The organism is Corynebacterium freiburgense (assembly GCF_030408815.1).
GTDB lineage: Bacteria > Actinomycetota > Actinomycetes > Mycobacteriales > Mycobacteriaceae > Corynebacterium > Corynebacterium freiburgense.
On sequence record NZ_CP047355.1, the window covers coordinates 475,038 to 496,204 of the forward strand.

Here is a 21,167-nt window from a genome sequence, read left to right on the forward strand (position 1 = left end):
TGAACGTACCTCAGTAATGGTGCTGTTATAGCACCATTGCGGCGGTCCAACCTGCGATCAGTAGGGGAATATTAAAGTGGAGGAAGGTTGGGATAACGGACCCCGTAATATGGTCGTGTTGGCCGTCGGCATTCAGGCCTGCGGTGGGGCCGAGGGTGGAATCGGATGCTGGGGATCCAGCATCTCCAAGGGCGCCAGCGGTACCAATAATAGCGACGGTCGCGAGCGGTGAAAACCCCAGTGAAGTGCATAGCGGCACGTAAATTGCGGCAATAATTGGAAGGGTGGAAAACGAGGATCCGATTCCCATCGTGACAATTAACCCCACAATAAGCATTGCCATTGCTGCTGCGGCTTTACTACCTGCGAACAGTGATGCGGAGGCATCTACAAGCGGAGTGATTTCTCCGGTGGCATTCATAACGGAAGCAAAACCCTGTGCGGAGATCATAATAAAGCCGATGAGTGCCATCATTTTCATGCCGGAGGTGAATACATCGTCAGCCTCGCGCCAATTTACAGCACCCGTAACCATAAAGATACTGAGACCTACAAGCGCGCCAACCAGAAGAGAATTCGCTTGAAGATCCATAGATTGCATAACAACCTGGATGGTAAATGTAGCAACAATGGCAAATAATGCTACGAGGATTTTGTATTTTGAAATTTCATTCGGTGCAGTAGCACTTCCAGCCGTAATTGGAATGTCTTCATAGGTGCGGGGGCGTCGATACGTAACAAAAACGGCGAGCAGCACACCGATAATCATGCCGAATGCGGGGATTCCCATTGCAGTCATAACATTGATATTTGAAACATCCATGCCAGCATCAGCAATATTGCCCAGCAAAATATCGTTAAGGAAGATGCTACCGAAGCCGAGCGGCAAGAACATATATGTGGTCACAAGACCAAAGGTCATAACGCATGCGACCGCTCGACGATCCAATTGAAGCTTATTAAATACGGTAAGCAGCGGTGGAATTAACAAAGGAATAAATGCAATATGGACGGGGATCAAGTTTTGGCTCATAATGGCCATTGCCATAATGCCTAAGACGAGCCCCCATTTCGTGGCGGCGTGTGCTTTGGCATTGAGGCTTTCATTTGTGGAACCAATTTTGGCAATAAGCCAATCAGCAAGCAGGTTTGGTAGCCCGGAAGCCGCCACGGCCATGGCAAAAGCACCTAAAAGTGCATAACTCAATGCGATCATTGCGCCGCCAGACAAGCCTTCCTGGAACGCCACCATTGTGCCATCGAGTCCTAGGCCACCGACCAGGCCACCAACGAGTGCGCCAATAAAAAGCGCCAACACAACATGCACACGCGCAAGCGCAAGTGCAAGCATGACAATTACGGCGAGCAATACAGCATTCATGCATATTAACTTATGTGTAAACCGCCTCACCTCATAATTTCAAGGGGGTGAGGGGGTATATTATTCGGTTGAGTGTGAATTTTTCCTTTGGGGGCTATGTATTTTGGCTGTAGTCCGGGTAGTGCAAAACGTATTACTGGCAAAGATACCTTGAGAAATTAAGTGCCATTATCCTTCAGGGTTTTCCCTGAGAAAACCCTGGAAGTCTTGCTTTGGGGTTGTTGGGTTTTTCTTTGCGTGGAACGATCGGAATTATGCAATCTCCATATCCTACGTTTACGCGCTATCGTCAGGGGCGAGTCGTCGCTGGTGTGGCGAATGGTCTTGCTGGCCACCTCAACGTAGATATACTCGCGGTGCGTTTGGTTTTGATTTTCACAATGCTTTTTGGCGGAATCGGCGCATTGTTTTATGCGCTTGTATGGATTTCCACAAAACTTGAAGATGCACCAACAAGCTTCCAAGGAGGCCAACGGAGATTTGGATCTGTTGTACTTCTATTTGTAGGCGCCTTAGGGGCAATTGGGTCATTTTCACTGTTCACAGGGCTTCAAGGCAGCATTCTTTTAGCATTTATTGCGTTGGGCTTAGGGGCTGTGCTGGCCTGGCAAGCAATGGACCAAGGTGTAGAAGCTTTCGGTTCTTCACGCGGTGTGCTGACTATTTTGGCCGGAGTGTTGCTCTTGGGCTCAGGTGTGGTGCTAGCGCTTTTAAACTGGGATAGTTCTGCTGTATTTATGGCATCAATCGTGTCCGTAGTACTTACGCTAGCAGGGGTACTGGTCCTCGGAATACCAATTTGGCTACGGCTATGGGATGCGCTTTTGGAATCCCGGGCAGAAGCCCGAGCCGAAGCCGAACGTGCCGAGATTGCCTCACGCTTGCATGATTCTGTACTGCAAACATTGGCGCTGATCCAAAAACAAGCTGATGATCCGCAGAAGGTTATTCGGTTAGCGCGTTCCCAAGAGCGTCAATTGCGGCAGTGGCTTTTTGGCTCAGAAAACACTGAACCCAAAACAACATTTACTGCATTGGGAAGGGCCTGTGCTGAAGTTGAAGATTTATTTGGATTACGTATTGTCCCGGTGACTGTAGGGACAGATGTGCCATTAACAGATGAGACTCGATCGGCAGTATTGGCGGCACGGGAATCTATGGTCAATGCAGCAAAGCATGCGAATGTGAACTCCGTAGATGTGTATGCAGAATGTTTTGATGAGGTAGATATTTATATTCGAGATCGGGGCCCAGGGTTTGTAATGGAAGAGATTCCTCAGGATCGACATGGGGTAAGGGATTCGATTATTGGTAGAGTGCAGCGAGTAGGGGGTGAAGTGGTTATTCACTCAAATAATGAGGGCACTGAAGTGCATATTCATGTGCCTAAAGGGGAAGAAAAAACTGAATCAACGGTACTGAATTTTCCCGCAGGATCATTCACACACGGTCGCAATGAAGGCTTAGTATCGTAATATTGCTGTATGTGCACAGTTTTTCTGGTTGATGATCACTCAGTTTTCCGCTCTGGCGTGCGTGCCGAAATTTCGGGAGAGTTAGATATTGTTGGAGAAGCAGGCACGGTAGAGCAAGCTATAACTGGCATTGCGAATACAAAACCAGATGTAGTGCTCCTTGATGTTCATATGCCTGAAGGCGGTGGTCAAGCCGTGATTCGGGGTGTAGATACGCAAGCTAAATTTTTAGCGCTTAGTGTTTCTGATGCCGCTGAAGATGTGATTTCTGTAATACGTGCTGGAGCACGTGGTTATGTAACAAAAACAATTTCTGGACCGCAACTGATTGACGCTGTACATAGAGTCCATGCTGGTGACGCAGTATTTTCGCCTCGGCTTGCGGGCTTTGTGCTTGATGCATTCTGTGCGCCCGACCGAGATGCTGGTACAGGGGTGGTTGATGCTCCTGAAACAGATCAAGCAACCGAAAGCGGGCAGAAGAGTAATAATGCCGATCCCGTAATCGACGCCCTGACCCGACGGGAATTAGAAGTGCTGCGGCTTCTAGCCCGTGGCTACACATATAAAGAAATAGGCAAGCAATTATTTATCTCTGTGAAAACTGTGGAGACGCACGCTTCGAATGTACTGCGAAAGACGCAGCAATCAAACCGGCATGCGTTAACACGTTGGGCGCAATCACATTCGTTGGATTAATGGAAACGTGATGTAAATATAGTTGGGTGTGTTAATTTGGTTGTTGTGGAATTGCTGAGGAAAGAAAACCGCACCCTAACGCTAGTGTAAAAGCACCAATAATGGTCCAAACCAGCGATGAACTGGCCACTTTTTGACAGGTGTCAATGCATAGTAATGGTTGTGTTTCTATTAGGTGCATGCCCTGGAGGAACCATAGTAAACCTATGGAGGCAAGGATCGCGCCAAAGAATACATGAAGTATTCGTCTGAGAAACCTCATAAGGTAAACTCCTTTTCCTGCTAAAATTTGCAGGCGGTGATCACTTACAGGTGCGATAATATACCGCTGAACAGCGGAGTTGCTATAGGCATTTGTAATTTTGTTTGAAGTGTTACCAAACCTAGTCGGAGTGGTAATCGGTGGAATATTAGGCCTTTTGGAGTAGCTGTGAACTTGCTCGGGAAAGTCTGGAATGTGTCTGGGAAGGCCTAGCCAGGCCTGGGAAAGGCAGATTTGTGTTGTGGGCTTTCGGTTTGGGGGTGTGAGCTGGGGAAATGCGGTGGTGGGTTGTGGGTGATGTGAAATCTGCCTGATTTCGGGGTGGTGGGGTGTCAGATCTGCCTGATTTCGGGGCGGGTTGGCTGGTTTTCCAGTGGTTTGGCTGGCTTTCCGAGCCTTCGGGCCGCTTTCCTGGGTGTTTGATAGACGCACCCTATCAAACTAGTGACGTTTTCATGTCGAGTGTCGCAGATTCCATAAAATCGCCTTTAAAAATGGAATTTGTGACAGCAACCAACATTGCACACAACTGTTGACCTGGGGTTTGTCGCAGATTCCATCAAAACAGCGAAAAAAATGGAATCTGTGACAGGTTCCCTACCTATCGTGTCGCAGATTCCATAAAATCCGCCGAAAAAATGGAATCTGTGACAACATGCCCAACCAGCGCCCCGGGAAGGACCAACTAGCGCCCAACCAGCGCCCAAGAAGGGCCGGCCAGCGCCCAACCAGGCCTAATCAAAAGCAACCCACAAACCCCAACACCAAGGCCAGCGCAAACCCCCAAAACCCCTGTGGGGGTAGTTCTGTTAGGCGGATGTCCTACCCTTCATCCTTGCGTACATCCGTTCGACAAAGGATACTAAGCTATATGTTGGGAACAAATGTTCGATTAGATGACCTTTCGGGAATATCTCAAGCTGAGCGTATTCATGCCTTGCGTGCCTGCATGGAGGCCATAAGTGCACCAGCATTAAATGTGGAGCATGTAGACACGGTTTCCAAGCATGGTGATAATGCCGTAAAATTGCATTCTGAACTGGGAGAAATTATGCCTGGGGGTGGGTTGGCAAGGCGCGCAATTACTATTATGGCAACGTGCCCAATGTTGGTGTTAGAGATTATTGGGGATGTTACTTCTCATGGTGGGCATGTAGGGGTTATTGGCTGGCCCAACCTTTGTTTCGCTCATGTGAGCGAATATCGGGATGCATTTTCCAGGTTGGTTCTAGTGCCAGATCCGGGTTTGGAGCCGCTCGCCATTGCTGCAACATTGGCGGAGGGATTAGATCTAGTGTTCTGTTATTTACCTAATGTAGAGGTCACGCCTTCGCGTGCGCGTCCATTATTGGCAAAGTTGCGCCATGGGAAAGCCGCTGTTGTTCTTCTGGGGGCAGAATGTATATCACCTGCGGCTAGAGTGCATGCTACGTTGGCGGGTTTTTATGGTGTTGGCCAAGGAACGGGTCGTATTCGAACTATAAAAATAAAGGTAGATGTGTATTCCAAAGGGGCACCAATGCGTAGCACCGCAGTGTATATCGGGGCGCCTCTTGCGGTGGATCCGCAACCAATATTGCGGGCAGTGTAGGGGAGTATGGGAAAATGCGTTTTGCAGCATTATGGTTTCCTGATTGGCCGGTGCAGGCTTTAGGGAAACCTGGGGCTTTGGTGGCAATCGAACGGGCTGGGGAAATTCGCGTGTGTAGTCACGCTGCGCGTGGGTTTGAGGTTCGGCGTGGGATGAGGGTGCGGCAGGCTCAAGCGCTTTGTCCACAATTGCAAGTGGTTTCGGAGGATATTTCTCGGGATGCGCAGGTATTTGAGCAGGTAGTTCATAGTTTGGATGCGGTCGTTGCTGGTGTAGAGGTTATGCGCCCCGGATTGGTAGTGGTCGATATTTTGGGGGCTGCACGATATTACGGCGCTGAGGATTCCCTCATAGAGTTGCTTATCGACGCCGCGGCAATGTGCGGCGTTGATTGTTTTGTGGGGGCTGCCGATGAGATCACCACTGCTGTTATTGCGTCTCGGGTATCTGCGATTGTGCCTATTCAGTATTCCCAAGAATTTCTATCTCAACAGCCAGTCAGTGTTCTTCTTGCTGAAGAAGCATTGGGCGTTGATATTGCTACTGTGCAGGTATTACAAAATCTTGGTATCCGCACATTGGGGGATATTGCACACCTTGGGGCGCGTGATATAGCTGCTCGATTTGGTGCGCACGGTATGCATATTTTTCAAATTGCGGTAGCGGATACACAACGTTGTATAGCTCCGAAGTTGGAGGAAGTAACATTCCATACCACATATATTCCCGATGATCCTATTGTTCGTGTGGATACTGCTGCTTTTGTTGCCAGGCAATTAGCCAGTGAACTTCATATGAAGTTGCAACATTATGGTGTGGTGTGCCAGCGGCTATGTATTCAAGCTGAGTTTGCTAATGGAGATATTGTGGAGCGTACTTGGCGTACTCGGAAAGCTCTTTCGGAATCCGGTATGGCAGATCGGGTGAGATGGCAATTGGATGGTTGGCTGACCAACCGTGCGTTAAATGTGGCCGCTGAAGAAGGTGGCATTGTGGCGTTAACGCTTGATCCTGTGGAAGTTTCACTGCCTGAGCATCGTGCTTTGTGGGGAGATGATTGCACTGATGAGCATGTGCAACGAGTGATTGAGCGGGTGCAGTCTACTTTGGGATCGGATAAGGTTTTACAACCGTATTACGCGGGTGGATTGGGGTTGACACAGTGCGTGAAGTTTGTGAGTTATGGCGAGCCTACAGTGGAACAACCTGTGTGGAATGGGGCATTATTGTCTCCCCATCCGGGGTGTTTAGTCACTGGGATTGCGTATCTTTTTGATGAGGCTGGGAATGCTATTTATTTGGATAAAGAATCTTTATTGAGTGCGCCCCCGGCTAGTCTTCGATTTGCGGCAATAAATCTGCATATTACGGCTTGGGCTGGGCCGTGGTTAGCGGGGAGCTGTGCACGCATGCAGGTTGTGGCGGATTCTTATGCGTATGTATTGCGTTGGGAACAGGATGGCCAGTGGCATCTTGAGGCTAGTTACACCTAGTAGGTGGCTACCATAGTTTTTGAGGCCACTGGGTACGGTTTCGGGGTTTTCAGCTATGAGTTATGCAGGATATCTACAACCACTCGCGTGGGGTTTTCCAGTATTTGCACTGAGTATGGTTGGCGTTTGCCTTTAATTCCCACAATAAATTGTGATTGCCCTTCAAAGGTTCCAGCGTCCACAATATCGGTGACCATAGTGGTATTGAGTTCTACTCGGCCGATTTCTGGGTTTGGGATACCAAGTTCAAAGGGGTAGGTAGTACCGGTGATATGGACTTCTAGTGCGGTTTCGCCGGGGACGTCAATGGGGTCTCCGGTGGTGTGTTGGGTAGGTTTATCCGAGTAATCCACTATCCATCCCGGGGTCCCGGAGCCGGTGGCTTCAAAGACGATTCGGTCGAAGCCATTATGACTTGCCGCTCGAACTGAAGTAATAACTATATTGCCTGGTGCTTCTGGTGCATGGGTGCGCGGTTCGAGGGAGGCTTCTCCAAGTGGGGATAGTCCGGCATGACTGGTTGCCGTGGTGGAAGGGTTGCTCGAATGGCTGGTTGAATTGGTATTTTCTGTGGTGCTGGAAAAGCTGGTGGAATTATTGGTATTTGTTGGTATTTCTGGGGCGCAGGCTCCAAGTAGCCCGGCCATAATGCAGGCACTGAACGTACAAGCAAGAAAACCTCGGGGCACGCCGAGGGGGGATCGAGCAGACATATTGTTAGCGTATCTACAAATTGCGAACAATCTAGCTTGCCGGGCCGATTGTAAACGAATTGTTGTAAAACCTCGCTATTGTAGTGACTTATGAGCATCAATACTCGTTGTTCAGCAACTACTCATGAATCGCTTCCGGGTACAGCGAAGACCGGTGGGGTATTTGTGCTGCTAGAACACTTGCACGGTTGGGGGAGGGATGTTTTAGACGGTGATGCTTTTGGTTCAGACCTTACGGCAGATATTAAAGCGCATTTAAAGAAAACGGATTCGCAGCTTCAGTTAATTCGGAAACCGGGGAGATCTGCGGGCCATCAACTGCATAGACGCTTGTATATAGTGTTTTGCGAATTAGGGGTTATTGAAACATTGCTTGTAGAAAGCCCAGCGGCAATTTTACGGCTTGATCTTACTGGCCCTGGACGTAATCGCGCTGAGCTAGTCGAACACCCAATTGCATTGGTATGTACTCATGGAAAACGAGATATGTGTTGTGCATTAAAAGGCAGACCAGTGGCTGCCGCAATGCAAACATGTTTTTTCGGTAATGAAATCTGGGAATCTTCTCATACCAAGGGGCATCGTTTTGCCCCGTCAATGTTACTGTTCCCCTGGGGATATTCATATGGTCGTCTTAATGCGCCAGCCGCCATTGATATGCTTAAGCACGCCACGCTCGGTGAAATGTTTCTCCCAGGCAATCGTGGGCGAGGCGTATTCGATGCCCCCGGCCAAGTTGCGGAGCTTGCCGTAGCCAAATTGCTTCTCGACGCCTCGGAGCCTCTGTCCCCAGGCACGCTTATGGTTGTTGCGGATGGGGAGTTCGCACGAATCGTCGGACACCCCGATGGCCGCAAATGGCGAGTGATGCTAGAAAAACAGCACATCGAAGAAATCATTGCCTCATGCGGAGATGACCCGAAACCCGGGTCATCCTGGGTGGCAGTTGGTATCGAGCAACTACGTCAACATTGAGAGCAAGAACACGCTATCTTGCTTTGCGTCAACACGATGCGTTACCTGCGCAGGTAAATGCAGAATCTTTCCGGGGGTCAAAACCTCTTGGCGCTCTCCAATGCTAAAGACCACTTCACCTTCTAAACACTGCACCGTAATCGGATGTGCACTTCGATGATCTTCCAGTGACTGCCCGGCCTTAAACCTCATGGCAATCAAATTGACACCCTCCGCGCTAAGCAACCGTTGCACCGCAGGGGAATCACCATCGGTGGCGGATGGGGCGTCGATAAGCACATTAAATACATTGGCCTCAGCAGCACGTTGATCCGCGGGCGCACCCATATGAATATCAACCTTTTCGCACACCAATGACACCGCGGCCAAATGCTCTTTATGCTGCGTAAACGTGCGCCTCATCTCCAGCACCCGAGCCCTAGCCTCCGCATCCCGCAGCAGATTCAACATAATCTTGCCCACCCGCGGGCCCTCATCCGCAATCATCTGCTTTGGATCCAATAACCCCATGGGAGCCGTTCGCGCCGCAACCACACGGAACCCCTGAGCCTCCAATAGCTCAGACCACTCCGCTACCGTCAAAGGCCTCGCATTCACCTTAATACTCCGGGCCAAAGCCTTCCGCAGATCATCCGCAGCCTCCTTGGGAAAATCATCTGGCACCAAAGCCAACTCATGAATGGCATACAAACCACCCGGCTCCAAAATCCGCCAGGCCTCTGAAATAATCGCAGCCTTACCCCGCTCACCCTGCATAGTCAACATGGCCTCGCCAATCACAAGATCAGCGGAATTCGCGTCCAACCCAGTGCTATCCGCAGGAGCCTGAACAACCTTTCCCTGGTGGGCAATAGCCAACTCAGTCGCCGCAACCGCCTGAGCATCTGCATCAACACCCACATAGGAAGCGGGCCGACGCTCAAAAATCTCACCCGCAGTCAACCCCAAACCAGGAGCCAACTCTACAACCCGTTTTCCAGTCGGATTCGCAGTATCTACCATCCATGAAGTCAGTTTGCGGCCACCAGGCCGTAAAACCCGCTTACCCAAACGAGCAAGAACCCAATGGCCCTGCAAATGCTTTGCGCCGGACTTTGCCTCATTCTTATGATCGTGCTGATCCGGACGAGCGGAAGTGTTGTCTTGGGGTGTGTTGGAGTCAGGCGTGTTGTCTTGGGGTGTGTTGGAGTCAGGCGTGTTGTCTTGGGGTGTGTTGGAGTCAGGCGTGTTGTCTTGGGGTGTGTTGTCCGGTGTGGTCATTGTAAACATCCTGGTAGTGGGAGGGAATAAACAATGATTCTAATTGTACCCGGAAAACATGCATGAGAAATGCATGTTTTGTGTATGGGGTTAGCGAGCAGGCAGCAAAGCCTTACTTTCCATTGCTTTAGACAACTCAACCGTAAGATAACCGGAATCCTTTGCAGCCTGGATAAAGTTCCAAATAACTACTGCAATGAGTGCTGAGTAAATCAAAATCCCAGTAATTACAAGCACGTAAACTGGTGTAGTAACTACATAATTCCAAAGGAAATGAACCGCAAATGCAAAGAGGAACCAGAATGATGCCACGGACACGCGCCATAGGGTGGAACGCCCCAAAGCAAATAATGCTAACCCAATGCCAAATCCGGTAAAACCAGCAAACATAAGATGAAGTCCAGGCCCAAAAATGGTCCGGCCGATCCACATTAATGTAACCCCAAGTAAATCAGAACTTGGATTTAATAAGGCACCTTCTGATGCATAACTAAAATTCTCATAAACATCAAAACCTGTTCCCACCAGCATGCCGGTGGCCAGGCCATGCCAAGGTCGATTCAATCCACGGAAACTATACAGAATAAGAAGAATCCCAATGGCTTTAGCAATTTCTTCGGGATAACCACCTGCGAATGAAGCCAAAAAATCATCCAAAGAAAGTTTGGCGACCAAGTCCACGATGGGTGGCGCAATGAAAGTGGCCAAACCAATAGATCCGAATGCGCCCCATGCTAAACAGGCGGGCGCCCAAAGGAAATGACAATTCTTTGGCCAAAAGGGCGTGAACCGCAAAACCATCAACACTAATGCGGTGTGAATTATCATAAAAAGCAAATTCGCCCCGGTTGCGGTGAGATCTACAATTAACACCGACAATGAAATTAAAAAGGAAAGTGGAACGGAGAGGAGCAATAAAACACTAAGGAGACTTTTAATAAACTTACTCATGCCGCATCTCCGAGTTCTTCAGCGCCGTGTGGGGAAATAGGAAGGGGAGGTAAACGAGGTGGAGTATCAGCATTATTTCCAGAAGGATCAGGCCGGAACTGTGGTAACTCATCACTATTAGAGAGGCGCTTCCAAATTAAATCAGCCATAATCTCGTAGTTGTTGCCTTGAACCACAGCAACTAAGACTTGGTTTTTATAGTCGCCGGATCCTTCCATGGTAATAACACTTGCCTGGATGATTTTATTATGGATTCCGGCCCGGTAGACATTAGATTTCTCAATTACTTGAGCTTCAAGGCCAGAATTACTAAATGTTGATTGCCGTAACATACGGCGGGTTAACTTCTCCATATTTTCGTCTGATTCCACAACAAAAGAAGTTACAACTGTGCCACTACAATCCCATGTAAGTGCAAATGGACTGTCGATCACAGTTTCACACAGAATTTCTGAATCATCGCCATTATGAATAGGGACTTTCCAATCCAACAAAGGGCCTGAGAGCTCAATCTTTGAAAGCCGGACAGAAGATTCAGGCTCTGGGATTATCAAATTCAAAATGCCAGGCAAAGCAGCAAGGAGCACAAATACCAAAGAAATTACTGCGACTTGCTTACCCTTTGCATCAGGTTTGAGACGATAATCCATGCAGCAAGCTTAGCCGAGAGCTAAAAGACTTGGTTAGCTGAAGGCTTTTATGCTGGGTGGAGATAATCAGTATGAAAATTTGGCGAGGATCCAGACCGCAGCGATGATGTGGATCGCTTCGGTTGTGGACTGCCGGTTACCTGGGGGTTGTCGTTTAATACACCATGTTGTGCACAATTGGTGTGTTTGGCGACAAAACCATGGCTCTAGAGGCTGTTCGGTGACGCTTTTTACACCAATTGGACACAATATGGTGTATTTGGCGACACCCCTAGATCTCCAGGTTGGAATGGGGAATGCGCGCAGATCTCTTATGGCTGACGTTATGGCTGACGTTGTGGCTGACGGGGCTGCTGAGGTTAAGGGAGCTCAACCTGTTACATAGGCTATCGGACGAACCGGCAGATCTTGCAACAACGAAGATAAAAACACAGCTAGTCCAATAGCTTTGGAGCAGTGACATCAAAGGGTTGGCGCAGTAACACCAAGAAAGGAGCCCACCCCCCGATATCAAATGCCCTTTTATCGGCGCATGATTTTTGCGCTGACCCAGTTGCCCAGGAATTGGGCAATTTGCACGATGATAATAATGACGATTGTGGCTACTAGGGTGACTTCCCAGTCGAAGGCTTGGTAGCCGTAGGTGATGGCGAAGTCGCCGAGGCCGCCGCCACCGATATATCCAGCCATTGCAGACATATCTACTACTGCGATAAAGATAAAGGTGTAGCCAAGGATTAATGGGCCGAGTGCTTCGGGGATAATTACGCTGGTAATGATTTTCCAGGGTGAGGCTCCCATTGCGCGTGCTGCTTCAATAACTCCTGGGTCGATGGCCACAAGGTTTTGTTCTACGATGCGGGCGACGCCGAAGGATGCGGCAATAGACATAACAAAGACTGCTGCATCGGTGCCAATGGTCGTGCCAACGAAAGCGCGGGTTACAGGGCCAATGGCGGTGACCAGGATAATAAAGGGGATTGGGCGAACTAGGTTCACTAGGATATTGAGCACCGTGAAGATCGGTTTATTGCTTAATACGCCTTGGGGCCGGGTGGTATAGAGGAGGATTCCAAGGGCTAGACCGATAATGCCGCCTGCCACCATGGTGATGCTCACCATATAAAGTGTGGTCCAGATAGCGTCTTGGAAGCGGTCGCTGAGGCGTGACCAGTCGGCAGCGAGTGTCACGTCAGCTGCGAGTGTGACGGTGTTCATCGTTGGATCTCCTGGACTTCGGTGGTGGCGGATACTGATTGGTAAAACTCTTCGACGGCTTCTTCGGGTCCGGTGAGTCGGACGGTGACTTTGCCAAAGGAGTGTTTTTGTAGGGTGGTCATGCCGCCGTGGACGATGCTGACTCCAACCCCGGCTTGGGTAGCTTTGGCGCTGGCCGCAAAGAATCCGGACTCTTCGGTGAGGGTGATGGTAAAGAGTCTGCCCTGGTGGGCAAGGAGATCGTCGGATTCTACCTGGTCAGGGGTGTTTCGCAGGGAGGTGGAGACGAATCGTTGGGCTACGGCGGTTTGTGGATTGGAGAACACTTCGTAGACAGTGCCGTGTTCAACAACGCGGCCATTTTCCATAACGGCTACACGGTCAGCAATGGAGCGTACTACGTCCATTTCGTGGGTGATTACCACGATGGTGATTCCGAGTTCTTTGTTTACTTTTCGGAGTAGTTTGAGTACTTCGTGTGTGGTTTCAGGGTCGAGGGCGGAGGTGGCTTCGTCGGCAAGGAGAAGTGAGGGGTTATTGGCCAGGGCACGGGCGATGCCTACGCGTTGTTTTTGGCCGCCGGAGAGTTGTTCGGGGTAGTTATTGCCTTTGTCGGCGAGTCCAACAAAGGCAAGGAGTTCGGCGACGCGGCTTTCACGTTGGGACTTTTCGACGCCCGCAAGTTTCAGAGGGTAGGCAACGTTTCCGGCGGCTGTCCTTGAGGAGAATAGATTGAATTGTTGAAAGATCATGCCGATTTTGCTGCGGAGTTTTCGCACTTCGCGTTCAGGCAGGGAAACAATATCCACTCCATCAAGCAGGATCTGCCCCGAGGTTGGGGTGTCCAACCTATTAATCATTCGGACAAGTGTTGATTTGCCAGCTCCGGAATAACCAATGACGCCGAGAATTTCTCCGGGTTCAACGGTGAAGGTTACGTCGTCAAGGGCTTTGGTTTCTTGTTTGGAATTCCGGAAGGTTTTATTGAGATTTCGGAATTCAATGCGGGTGCCTCGGGGCTCGGACACGTTTCTTCCTCATTTCCTTTGGTGGTGTAAACGTTTCGACGCCCCGGGCAGGTGGCGCGCGGGGCGTCGAAAAGCAACAGCATTATTTGAGTGATTCCTCAATGCGGTCCAGGATTTTCTGCAGTTCTTCTGGGGAACGCTTGACTGGAACGGAAGTGCCGCCGGAATCTTCTGCTACAGCATCGAGAACTTCTTGATCGTGCCACAATTCAGCGAGTTTAGCGACCTTAGGATCGTCTTTATCCTTGGCTTTGGTAACGAAAACATTGATAAACGGTTCCGCCGAAGGGGAGGATGGATCATCTTGGTAGATAGCGGAATTGGGGTCGATACCAGCGCGGTCGAGGAAGGAGTTATTAATAATGGCGGGGGTGCCTTCACCATATGCAGTGGTGGTTTGGGCGGCGTCGACAGGCGTGACCTTGACTTTTGATTTGCCTTCGTCAATATCAGCAGGGGAAGGCGTGATAATTCCTTCTTGCTTAAGGGTTAGCAACCCGGCGTCTGCAAGCACATTAATGGCACGGCCCTGGTTGGAAGAATCTTTAGGGATAGAAATGCTTTGGCCTTCGATACCATCTAAACTGTCGTGGTCTTTCCAAAACAGTGCTAGTGGCACAACTTCAGTCGCCCCAACGGGGGTGAGATCATCATTGGAACCAACGTTATATTCCGCGAGGAAAAGTAAATGCTGGAAAAGGTTTACATCAAGTTGGTCTTCGCTGAGTGCGCGGTTTGGAGTGTTGTAATCGCCAAAATTTACGATCTCCAGTTGAATCCCGGCATCATTGGCTTTCTTTTCAAATACTTGCCAAGCTTTTTTGCTGCCATCGGTGGTACCAATACGCACAACCTCATCAGAGCCTGAACCACTTCCACAGGCTACGAGGCTAGAAGCGGCAATAATGGCAGCTGCCGCTAGAGAAGTAAAACGACGAAACGACATTTTCTTAGGTCCTTTAAAAATAGACAGAGCTTTCTGGTTTGCCTGAGTACTCTAACAGGTGGGAGTCAATCTGTACAGCTCGGTCTATTTTTGGTGGTTGCGGCGGGTTTTGGACTACTTCCCATTTGTTGAATTCTTTGACTAACTTTTGTGCAGGGTGGGCCGTGGGGCTTTAACGCCACGTATTTCGCTCGGTTGGTCTGGCGAGGGGCTGGTTTTGGCTTGTTTATGGGGTGGTTTTGGCAGGTGGCCGGTAGGGGTTGTGGTTTGGTTTTTGGCCGGTGGTTTGGTTGTGTGCGTCCGGTGACCTGGGATTTGCTTAGTGCTGGTCGGTCTTTTTGAGGCTGGTTGGGTGTGTTGTCACAGATTCCATTTTTTCGGCTGTTTTTATGGAATCTGCGACACGATAGGTAGGGAACCTGTCACAGATTCCATTTTTTTCGCTGTTTTTATGGAATCTGCGACAAACCCCAGGTCAACGATTGTGTGCAATGTTGGTTGCTGTCACAGATTCCATTTTTTCAGGCGATTTTATGGAATCTGCGACAGTAGGAATGAAAACATCACTAGTTTGATAGGGTGTGCCTATTAAACACCCGGGAAAGCGGCTCGAAGGCTCGGAAAGCCAGCCAAACCACTGGAAAACCAGCCAACCCGCCCCGAAAATCAGGCAGATCTGACACCCCCCACCCTCAAACCAAGAGCCCACAACACAAATCTGCCTGCCCAGACCCTTCCACATCAGTCCCGGGCCTCCCAAACTCACAGCCCTAACTCACAGCCCAAACCTCAGAGCTCCCGACGCACCCCTAAACACCATAGGACAATAAGCCAGTCCAACTTTTGGGGGTAGGCTCAGTTTTCCGGGGGTGTTGCCACGAACCTCCTGCATGCTTGGGCTAGCCTCGTGGTGACCCACAGTGAGGAAGAGTTGAGTTATGGATCGTCGGCAGTTTCTGAAATCAGCAACACTTGGGGCAGCTGGAAGCGTCCTCGCAGGCTGCGGAATGGAAATAGCGAGCTATGAGGCGTTTACAGCGCCGGCTCCTTCAAAAGCTGGTCAGTTGCGGATTGGAGCACTGGGGAACTTAAAAGACACAATCGATCCTGCAACCGCAAGCGGTCCCGCCACCTGGGCCGCAATCTATGCGATTTTTGAATCCCTGGTGATTACTGGTCCGGATGGCCCAGTGTTCCAATTGGCAAAACGCATTGAGCACAATGAAGACGCTACGCTTTGGACTATCTACCTGCGGGATCAAGCTACATATTCGGATGGTAGTGCTGTAAGTGCTTTAGATGTTATTCGGTCGTATAAATATCTTGCAGGAAAAGCACCATTTGCCGGGTTGTTGGAATGCCTAGATTTGGCAAAGAGCAAATCCTTTGATGAAACCACAGCAGTATTGCGGCTGCATGAACCGCGTTTTGATTTTATTGAGACCGTACTAGCTGTAATTAGTCCGGTGTTTAAAAACGGTGATCCAACTTCCCAGGTGGGCTCGGGTCCGTATGTATTGGATGGTGGCAACGCGGAATCTGGTTGGAAATTTAAAGCGAACCAGCATTACCCACCCGCTTGGCGGCTTTCAAATGGGCTGGAAATCCATACGATCAATGATGCGGATAAACGAATCCGTGCATTAAATGCCGGCGATATTGATCTTGCGATTGATGTATCCGCAAATGCGGAGCAACTATTAATGGGGGATGCGGAAATTTGGAATGCTGGGGCGCATGATACTCGTAACCTGGGGTTCTTTTTGCACACGGCTTCTAGTCCGTTTGATTCCCAGGATGCGCGAGAAGCTTTTAAACTCGCCATTGATCGGGAGAAACTCGCTGGGGTGATTTTTGATGGCTATGGCAAACCTGGCAATGATCTTCCGGGGCAGGAATTGCAAGGTTTTCCGCGGGGGTTGCGCAAGAAGCGCGATAAGGATGAGGCAAAGAAGATTTTCGACGCCGCGTCCGTACAGAAACTCACAATTACCACTGCGGAATTGTGTCCAGGAATGAATGATGCGGCGTTTCTTCTAGTGGACCAGTTTCAGGAAGTTGGCGTAGAACTTACGGTAGAGGAGCACGATGTAAGCACGTATCTCAGTGATTTTGGTCCGAAGCAAACCCAGCAAGTCCTTGCCGCAAGTTTGCCGAATTTGAAATTAGAAACTGCAATTGCGCTCTATGGTGGACCCGAAAGTATGTTCAATCTTTCTGGCTGGGGGCAAGAGGGGGATTGGCCGACGGAACTTGCGGAATTCGCCAGCAATGATACTGATATCGAGCGTGAAGATATGATTGAGCAGCTTGCAAGCACCTTCGCGGATAAGGGAGCATTTGTACTTTGGGGGGTGAGAAAGTCCCACCATGCACGCGCAAAAGGTATCCCCAATGTGCATATGCACTTGGGAATACCTATCGTGAATGCGGTTTCTTAGGTGACGAGTTTTTCGTCACCCCAGTCGATAGGCGGGCTCTTCTTGCCGCGCCGGGCATAGATAATCCTTGCGGCTGCGAAAGTGCAGATCACTAGGGGTATTAGCATCCAGGAGGCGAAGGGGTCGCCATCGATGAGTGGAATTGCTGTAAGGGTGGCGATCATGATCACAATCGCAAGCCAGGCGTCGAGTTCGGTGGCTTCCAGTGATGAAAGATTTTTGAGCATGGTTCATCCTTGAATTTGAAGTAATAAGAAACGGGGATACAAGGCCCCTATCCTTCATCAAAGTTGAGCGCAAAACTAAAGTAAAGAGGCGGGGATCATTCGATATTGGATTGATGTTGATTCGTGCCCTATCGACAAGTCGGGGAAAGCAAACCTGTGTGATTGGAGTCGCACTTCTCATTATTTTTCTTAGTTAGTGGATGGTGTGCAATCGGAAAAATCTTTGTCCACAATGGATCATTTTTGTGCGATTCGGCGAGGTTGTAGAGGGTATTCTACCCTATCTGAGCGGGGTTAACCGGGGGTGTTGTCGTGTCACTAAAGTGCGAAATTTAGTAGCGTTATAGCAGGTTTGCGCGCTGCTACAGTTGTCAGCGTTTAGCTAATTTTAAGCCTATGTACAGGAAGGGGTCTTTTTATGAGGCGCCAAATGCTGGTCCGTTCTCGGATGCTCGTTACCGTTTCACCGGCGGAATATGGGGAGGCGGCCATGCAAGCATTGCAAAGTGCGATCGAAGAGATGCAGCAAGCTGAAGGTGAGCATCAATTCCTTAAAGCAGAGGTGGCAGGTGCTCGCCGAGCGGGGCGACTTTACATTATTTTTGATATCGAACTTGATTCCGTAAATGAAGCTGGTCGCATTAGCAAGAAGGCGGCGGAAGAAGTTTTCCAGCTTGTTGATAGTGATGAATATACTTTGGAGGCGGGAAGTCACTTTGTGATACCGGTCTAAAAGCGTACATTTGTTCGCATGGAGTGGATGAATGCGCGGCCGCTGAGCTGGTCAAAATTAGAGCGCATTCTTTCCGGAAAGCCTGTGGGTTCACTCACGCCCGTTAATCATCTAAGCGTGGATGCGCGACCGGTAGAGCGTGGCAAAAGCACCATTGCGTTTGCCGAACTTCATGCAAATAGTAGCTATAACTTTCTGCGAGGCGCTAGTAACCCAGAAATGATGGTTGCTTCCGCTGTAGAACTAGGGTTAGCGGCATTAGCACTTATTGACCGTGACGGACTATATGGAGCGGTGAAGTTTGCGGAAGCAGCAGCTCAATATGATCTACCTACAGTATTCGGGGCGGAACTTTCATTGCCAGAAGGAGTATTGGCAGTATTGGTTCGTGGACCTGAAGGATATCGGCGACTTTCGCAAGTGATTACGGAAGCTAAAATGCTGGGTGGGGATAAAGATAGTATGCAATACCCACCGCTTGCAGAGCTTGCTGCTCGCGCTGGGAAGCACTGGCAAATACTCGCAGACCATACATGGGCACCGAATATTCACCATCTGGTAGAGCACTTTGGTGCAGACCAAGTCGCATTGGAATACCAAGTCACCGGCACCCCAATCGACGCCGATCACTATGAAATATTGGATGCAATTCCAGATTTACGCCGCATTATTACTGGTAATCCTGTCGCCGCAACGCGTGCCGACGCCCCGCTTGCCGCAGCAAAACACGTATTACGCGGTGGCAAACGGCATGAACTTCACCCCACTGGCGGCATGTGGTTACGCAATGGTGACACACTTGCACGTGCTTGCCCAACAATGCGAACCCATCTTGAGACCACGCTTGCAATAGCTCATGAATGCGCATTTCCCTTGGCTCTTGTGGCCCCAAATTTGCCGCCACACCCAATCCCGGAATCCTATACCGAGGCGACATGGCTGGCGGAACTTACCCGAGACCGCGCTAAAAAACGGTACGCGACCCGCCCTGAAGATATTCGTGTCCGAGCTGAACAACAAATTGACTATGAATTAGAAGTAATTGCCGAGCTTACCTTCCCGGGATATTTCCTGATTGTTAGTGACATTATGGACTTTTGTAATGCACAAGGAATCCTTGCACAGGGGCGCGGATCCTCCGCAAATTCAGCAGTGTGTTTTGCACTTGGCATAACAAATGTTGAACCTATTCAAGCCGGGTTACTTTTTGAACGTTTTCTTTCCCCGGAGCGAGACGGGCCGCCCGATATTGATATTGATATTGAATCTGGGAGACGGGAAGAAGTAATTCAATATGTGTATCAAAAGTATGGTCGGGATAATGCAGCACAAGTGGCCAATGTAATAAGCTACCGCTGGAAAGGTGCACTTCGGGATGCTGCCAGGGCGTGTGGGTATCCTCAAGGAACCATTGATGGTTGGTCGCGCGGCGTCGATACGCCGCCGGATCGCGTAACCCAATTGGCGCAGAAATTCCTTGGTCAGCCGCGCCACCTGGGAATACACTCCGGCGGGATGGTTATTTGTGATCGGCCAATAGCAAGCGTGGTCCCGGTGGAGTGGGCGCGTATGAAAGATCGTTCGGTAGTGCAATGGGATAAAGATGATTGTGCCGCCGCTGGGCTAGTAAAATTCGATCTACTCGGATTAGGCATGCTTGAAGCACTCCACCACATGATTGACCTGGTGTTTGAACAACATGGGAAAACAATAAACCTCTGGGAACTCGATCTTGCAGATCCGGAAATCTATGCCATGCTTTCGCGTGGTGACGCCGTTGGCGTATTTCAGGTGGAATCCCGCGCCCAACTAGCCACTCTGCCACGTGTACAGCCAAAAGAATTCTTTGACCTTGTGGTGGAGGTGGCCCTGATACGACCCGGCCCAATTCAAGGTGGCTCGGTACACCCATATATTCGGCGGCGAAATGGTCATGAACCCGTTACATTTGACCACCCATGCCTAAAACCCGCACTTGCAAAAACACTGGGTATACCACTTTTTCAAGAACAACTAATGCAGATCGCCCGTGATGCGGCAGGCTTTACTGGGGCGGAAGCAGATAGTTTACGGCGAGCAATGGGATCTAAACGATCCCCGGACAAAATGTCGGCATTAAAGGCACGGTTTTTACAGGGGCTACTGGAAACTCACCGCATTGATGGCGAAATTGCAGAAAACTTATGGAATAAAATGCTGGCATTTGCCGCATATGGTTTCCCCGAGTCACATTCACAATCATTTGCAGCTTTAGTGTACTTTTCTGCCTGGTTTAAACGCTATTATCCGGCAGAATTTTGTGTGGGACTATTACGGGCCCAACCAATGGGATTCTATTCACCACAATCTTTAATTGCCGACGCCCGCAGACACGGCGTGGGCATTGACCCTGTTTGTATCCAACATTCCGGCGTCGAAGCAAGTTGCAATAATGGGCGCATCCGTTTAGGGCTAAATTCAATTGCAGGCCTAGGTGACGCCGAACGTATCGTGCAAGCTGCTCCGTTTTCCGATATTGCGGACCTGGCCAGGCGTGCCAAACTTAAAGTTAGTGAAGTTGAAGCATTAGCACGTGCTGGTGCCCTCGACTGTTTTGGCATTTCGCGCAGACAGGCGCAATGGGCTGCGGGCATTGCCGCCACCGAGCATGAGGGAATGCTTCCAGGGCTTTCGCAAATAACACCTCCAGCTTTACCGGGGATGTCTGCATTCGAACTCATGGCGGCAGATATTGCAGCTACAGGGATTACACCACACGCTCAACCAATCTCTCTATTGCGAGAATGTCTCGACGCCCAAGGCATCCGACGCGCCAGCGAGTTGTTGCAGATTGAAGATGGCCGCCGCATTACAGTTGCCGGTGTGGTTACACATAGGCAGCGGCCACAAACCGCAGGCAATGTCACATTTTTAGGAATGGAAGACGAAACGGGGCTGATAAATATTATGATTAGCCCCGGACTTTGGCACCGCCAACGAAGACTTGCGCGCACCTCAAAAGCCCTGATAGTTCGAGGAATTGTGCAAAATGCCTCAGGGGCGGCAACAATTATTGCGGATAAACTCGAGGCACTTGAACCTGCAGAATTCCTTCACCGAGGATCTCGTGATTTCCGCTAGTTTA

19 protein-coding genes are annotated in these 21,167 nt (G+C 49.8%); 9 read left to right on the forward strand and 10 right to left on the reverse strand.

The window, feature by feature from the left end:
* Positions 1–25 precede the first annotated feature (25 nt).
* Positions 26–1,381 carry a Na+/H+ antiporter family protein gene (locus CFREI_RS02155; protein WP_027012755.1) on the reverse strand — a complete coding sequence of 452 codons (1,356 nt, stop codon included), beginning with the start codon at positions 1,379–1,381 and terminating at the stop codon, positions 26–28.
* A gap of 254 nt (positions 1,382–1,635) precedes the next feature.
* Between CFREI_RS02155 and CFREI_RS02160 the strand changes: the two genes are divergently transcribed.
* Positions 1,636–2,856: a PspC domain-containing protein gene (locus CFREI_RS02160; RefSeq protein WP_084170742.1), complete on the forward strand. Its 1,221-nt coding sequence runs from the start codon at positions 1,636–1,638 to the stop codon at positions 2,854–2,856.
* A gap of 9 nt (positions 2,857–2,865) precedes the next feature.
* Entirely contained in the window at positions 2,866–3,555 is a 690-nt protein-coding gene (locus CFREI_RS02165) for a LuxR C-terminal-related transcriptional regulator (protein ID WP_027012756.1), read from the forward strand.
* Positions 3,556–3,586: 31 nt separating this feature from the next.
* Here CFREI_RS02165 and CFREI_RS02170 read toward each other — a convergent pair whose 3' ends face one another.
* Complete coding sequence (locus CFREI_RS02170; protein ID WP_035112043.1) at positions 3,587–3,817, reverse strand: hypothetical protein; 231 nt, start codon at positions 3,815–3,817, stop codon at positions 3,587–3,589.
* 871 nt (positions 3,818–4,688) lie between these two features.
* Between CFREI_RS02170 and imuA' the strand changes: the two genes are divergently transcribed.
* Complete coding sequence (gene imuA' / locus CFREI_RS02175; protein WP_027012757.1) at positions 4,689–5,408, forward strand: DnaE2-dependent mutagenesis accessory factor ImuA'; 720 nt, start codon at positions 4,689–4,691, stop codon at positions 5,406–5,408.
* Positions 5,409–5,422: 14 nt separating this feature from the next.
* Positions 5,423–6,901, forward strand: coding sequence for a DNA polymerase Y family protein (locus CFREI_RS02180; protein ID WP_027012758.1), 1,479 nt, complete (start codon positions 5,423–5,425; stop codon positions 6,899–6,901).
* Positions 6,902–6,954: 53 nt separating this feature from the next.
* Here CFREI_RS02180 and CFREI_RS02185 read toward each other — a convergent pair whose 3' ends face one another.
* Positions 6,955–7,614, reverse strand: coding sequence for an AMIN-like domain-containing (lipo)protein (locus CFREI_RS02185; protein WP_205618461.1), 660 nt, complete (start codon positions 7,612–7,614; stop codon positions 6,955–6,957).
* A 96-nt stretch (positions 7,615–7,710) separates the two neighbouring features.
* Between CFREI_RS02185 and CFREI_RS02190 the strand changes: the two genes are divergently transcribed.
* Positions 7,711–8,589 (forward strand): ferredoxin family protein, encoded by an 879-nt coding sequence (locus CFREI_RS02190; RefSeq protein WP_027012760.1) that lies wholly within the window; start codon positions 7,711–7,713, stop codon positions 8,587–8,589.
* On the opposite strand, the gene CFREI_RS02195 is transcribed toward CFREI_RS02190, so the two are convergent.
* From CFREI_RS02195 to CFREI_RS02205, 3 genes are all read right to left on the reverse strand, one after another.
* Positions 8,575–9,849, reverse strand: coding sequence for a methyltransferase domain-containing protein (locus CFREI_RS02195; RefSeq protein ID WP_084170743.1), 1,275 nt, complete (start codon positions 9,847–9,849; stop codon positions 8,575–8,577). The genes CFREI_RS02190 and CFREI_RS02195 overlap by 15 nt on opposite strands.
* 90 nt (positions 9,850–9,939) lie before the next feature.
* A complete protein-coding gene (locus CFREI_RS02200; RefSeq protein WP_051255949.1) occupies positions 9,940–10,800 on the reverse strand; it encodes a PrsW family intramembrane metalloprotease in 861 nt (286 codons plus the stop codon).
* Positions 10,797–11,450, reverse strand: coding sequence for a hypothetical protein (locus CFREI_RS02205; RefSeq protein ID WP_027012761.1), 654 nt, complete (start codon positions 11,448–11,450; stop codon positions 10,797–10,799). The genes CFREI_RS02200 and CFREI_RS02205 overlap by 4 nt, the downstream gene beginning before the upstream one ends.
* A 220-nt stretch (positions 11,451–11,670) precedes the next feature.
* Between CFREI_RS02205 and CFREI_RS02210 the strand changes: the two genes are divergently transcribed.
* Positions 11,671–11,835 (forward strand): hypothetical protein, encoded by a 165-nt coding sequence (locus CFREI_RS02210; protein WP_156907758.1) that lies wholly within the window; start codon positions 11,671–11,673, stop codon positions 11,833–11,835.
* Positions 11,836–11,972: 137 nt separating this feature from the next.
* On the opposite strand, the gene CFREI_RS02215 is transcribed toward CFREI_RS02210, so the two are convergent.
* From CFREI_RS02215 to CFREI_RS02225, 3 genes are all read right to left on the reverse strand, one after another.
* Complete coding sequence (locus CFREI_RS02215; RefSeq protein ID WP_027012763.1) at positions 11,973–12,668, reverse strand: methionine ABC transporter permease; 696 nt, start codon at positions 12,666–12,668, stop codon at positions 11,973–11,975.
* Positions 12,665–13,696 carry a methionine ABC transporter ATP-binding protein gene (locus tag CFREI_RS02220; RefSeq protein WP_027012764.1) on the reverse strand — a complete coding sequence of 344 codons (1,032 nt, stop codon included), beginning with the start codon at positions 13,694–13,696 and terminating at the stop codon, positions 12,665–12,667. The genes CFREI_RS02215 and CFREI_RS02220 overlap by 4 nt, the downstream gene beginning before the upstream one ends.
* An 82-nt stretch (positions 13,697–13,778) precedes the next feature.
* Complete coding sequence (locus CFREI_RS02225) at positions 13,779–14,642, reverse strand: MetQ/NlpA family ABC transporter substrate-binding protein (RefSeq protein WP_027012765.1); 864 nt, start codon at positions 14,640–14,642, stop codon at positions 13,779–13,781.
* A 938-nt stretch (positions 14,643–15,580) separates the two neighbouring features.
* Between CFREI_RS02225 and CFREI_RS02230 the strand changes: the two genes are divergently transcribed.
* Positions 15,581–17,083, forward strand: a complete 1,503-nt coding sequence (locus CFREI_RS02230; RefSeq protein WP_027012767.1) for an ABC transporter substrate-binding protein — start codon at positions 15,581–15,583, stop codon at positions 17,081–17,083.
* Here CFREI_RS02230 and CFREI_RS02235 read toward each other — a convergent pair.
* Entirely contained in the window at positions 17,080–17,310 is a 231-nt protein-coding gene (locus tag CFREI_RS02235; protein ID WP_027012768.1) for a hypothetical protein, read from the reverse strand. The genes CFREI_RS02230 and CFREI_RS02235 overlap by 4 nt on opposite strands.
* Before the next feature lie 418 nt (positions 17,311–17,728).
* Between CFREI_RS02235 and CFREI_RS02240 the strand changes: the two genes are divergently transcribed.
* Positions 17,729–18,043 (forward strand): hypothetical protein, encoded by a 315-nt coding sequence (locus CFREI_RS02240; protein ID WP_027012769.1) that lies wholly within the window; start codon positions 17,729–17,731, stop codon positions 18,041–18,043.
* A gap of 18 nt (positions 18,044–18,061) precedes the next feature.
* The gene (locus tag CFREI_RS02245; RefSeq protein WP_027012770.1) at positions 18,062–21,163 is read left to right on the forward strand and encodes an error-prone DNA polymerase; all 3,102 of its coding nucleotides are present in this window, start codon (positions 18,062–18,064) and stop codon (positions 21,161–21,163) included.
* The last annotated feature ends 4 nt before the right edge of the window (positions 21,164–21,167 follow it).

Excerpts from the sequence above, each read along its gene's own strand:
- CFREI_RS02155 (WP_027012755.1), bottom strand. The coding sequence starts at position 1,381 with ATGAATGCTGTATTGCTCGCCGTAATTGTCATGCTTGCACTTGCGCTT.
- CFREI_RS02165 (WP_027012756.1), top strand. The coding sequence starts at position 2,866 with ATGTGCACAGTTTTTCTGGTTGATGATCACTCAGTTTTCCGCTCTGGC.
- CFREI_RS02230 (WP_027012767.1), top strand. The coding sequence starts at position 15,581 with ATGGATCGTCGGCAGTTTCTGAAATCAGCAACACTTGGGGCAGCTGGA.
- CFREI_RS02160 (WP_084170742.1), top strand. The coding sequence starts at position 1,636 with ATGCAATCTCCATATCCTACGTTTACGCGCTATCGTCAGGGGCGAGTC.
- CFREI_RS02205 (WP_027012761.1), bottom strand. The coding sequence starts at position 11,450 with ATGGATTATCGTCTCAAACCTGATGCAAAGGGTAAGCAAGTCGCAGTA.
- CFREI_RS02225 (WP_027012765.1), bottom strand. The coding sequence starts at position 14,642 with ATGTCGTTTCGTCGTTTTACTTCTCTAGCGGCAGCTGCCATTATTGCC.
- CFREI_RS02200 (WP_051255949.1), bottom strand. The coding sequence starts at position 10,800 with ATGAGTAAGTTTATTAAAAGTCTCCTTAGTGTTTTATTGCTCCTCTCC.
- CFREI_RS02185 (WP_205618461.1), bottom strand. The coding sequence starts at position 7,614 with ATGTCTGCTCGATCCCCCCTCGGCGTGCCCCGAGGTTTTCTTGCTTGT.
- CFREI_RS02180 (WP_027012758.1), top strand. The coding sequence starts at position 5,423 with ATGCGTTTTGCAGCATTATGGTTTCCTGATTGGCCGGTGCAGGCTTTA.
- CFREI_RS02195 (WP_084170743.1), bottom strand. The coding sequence starts at position 9,849 with ATGACCACACCGGACAACACACCCCAAGACAACACGCCTGACTCCAAC.
- CFREI_RS02235 (WP_027012768.1), bottom strand. The coding sequence starts at position 17,310 with ATGCTCAAAAATCTTTCATCACTGGAAGCCACCGAACTCGACGCCTGG.
- CFREI_RS02245 (WP_027012770.1), top strand. The coding sequence starts at position 18,062 with ATGGAGTGGATGAATGCGCGGCCGCTGAGCTGGTCAAAATTAGAGCGC.
- CFREI_RS02240 (WP_027012769.1), top strand. The coding sequence starts at position 17,729 with ATGAGGCGCCAAATGCTGGTCCGTTCTCGGATGCTCGTTACCGTTTCA.
- CFREI_RS02170 (WP_035112043.1), bottom strand. The coding sequence starts at position 3,817 with ATGAGGTTTCTCAGACGAATACTTCATGTATTCTTTGGCGCGATCCTT.
- imuA' (WP_027012757.1), top strand. The coding sequence starts at position 4,689 with ATGTTGGGAACAAATGTTCGATTAGATGACCTTTCGGGAATATCTCAA.
- CFREI_RS02215 (WP_027012763.1), bottom strand. The coding sequence starts at position 12,668 with ATGAACACCGTCACACTCGCAGCTGACGTGACACTCGCTGCCGACTGG.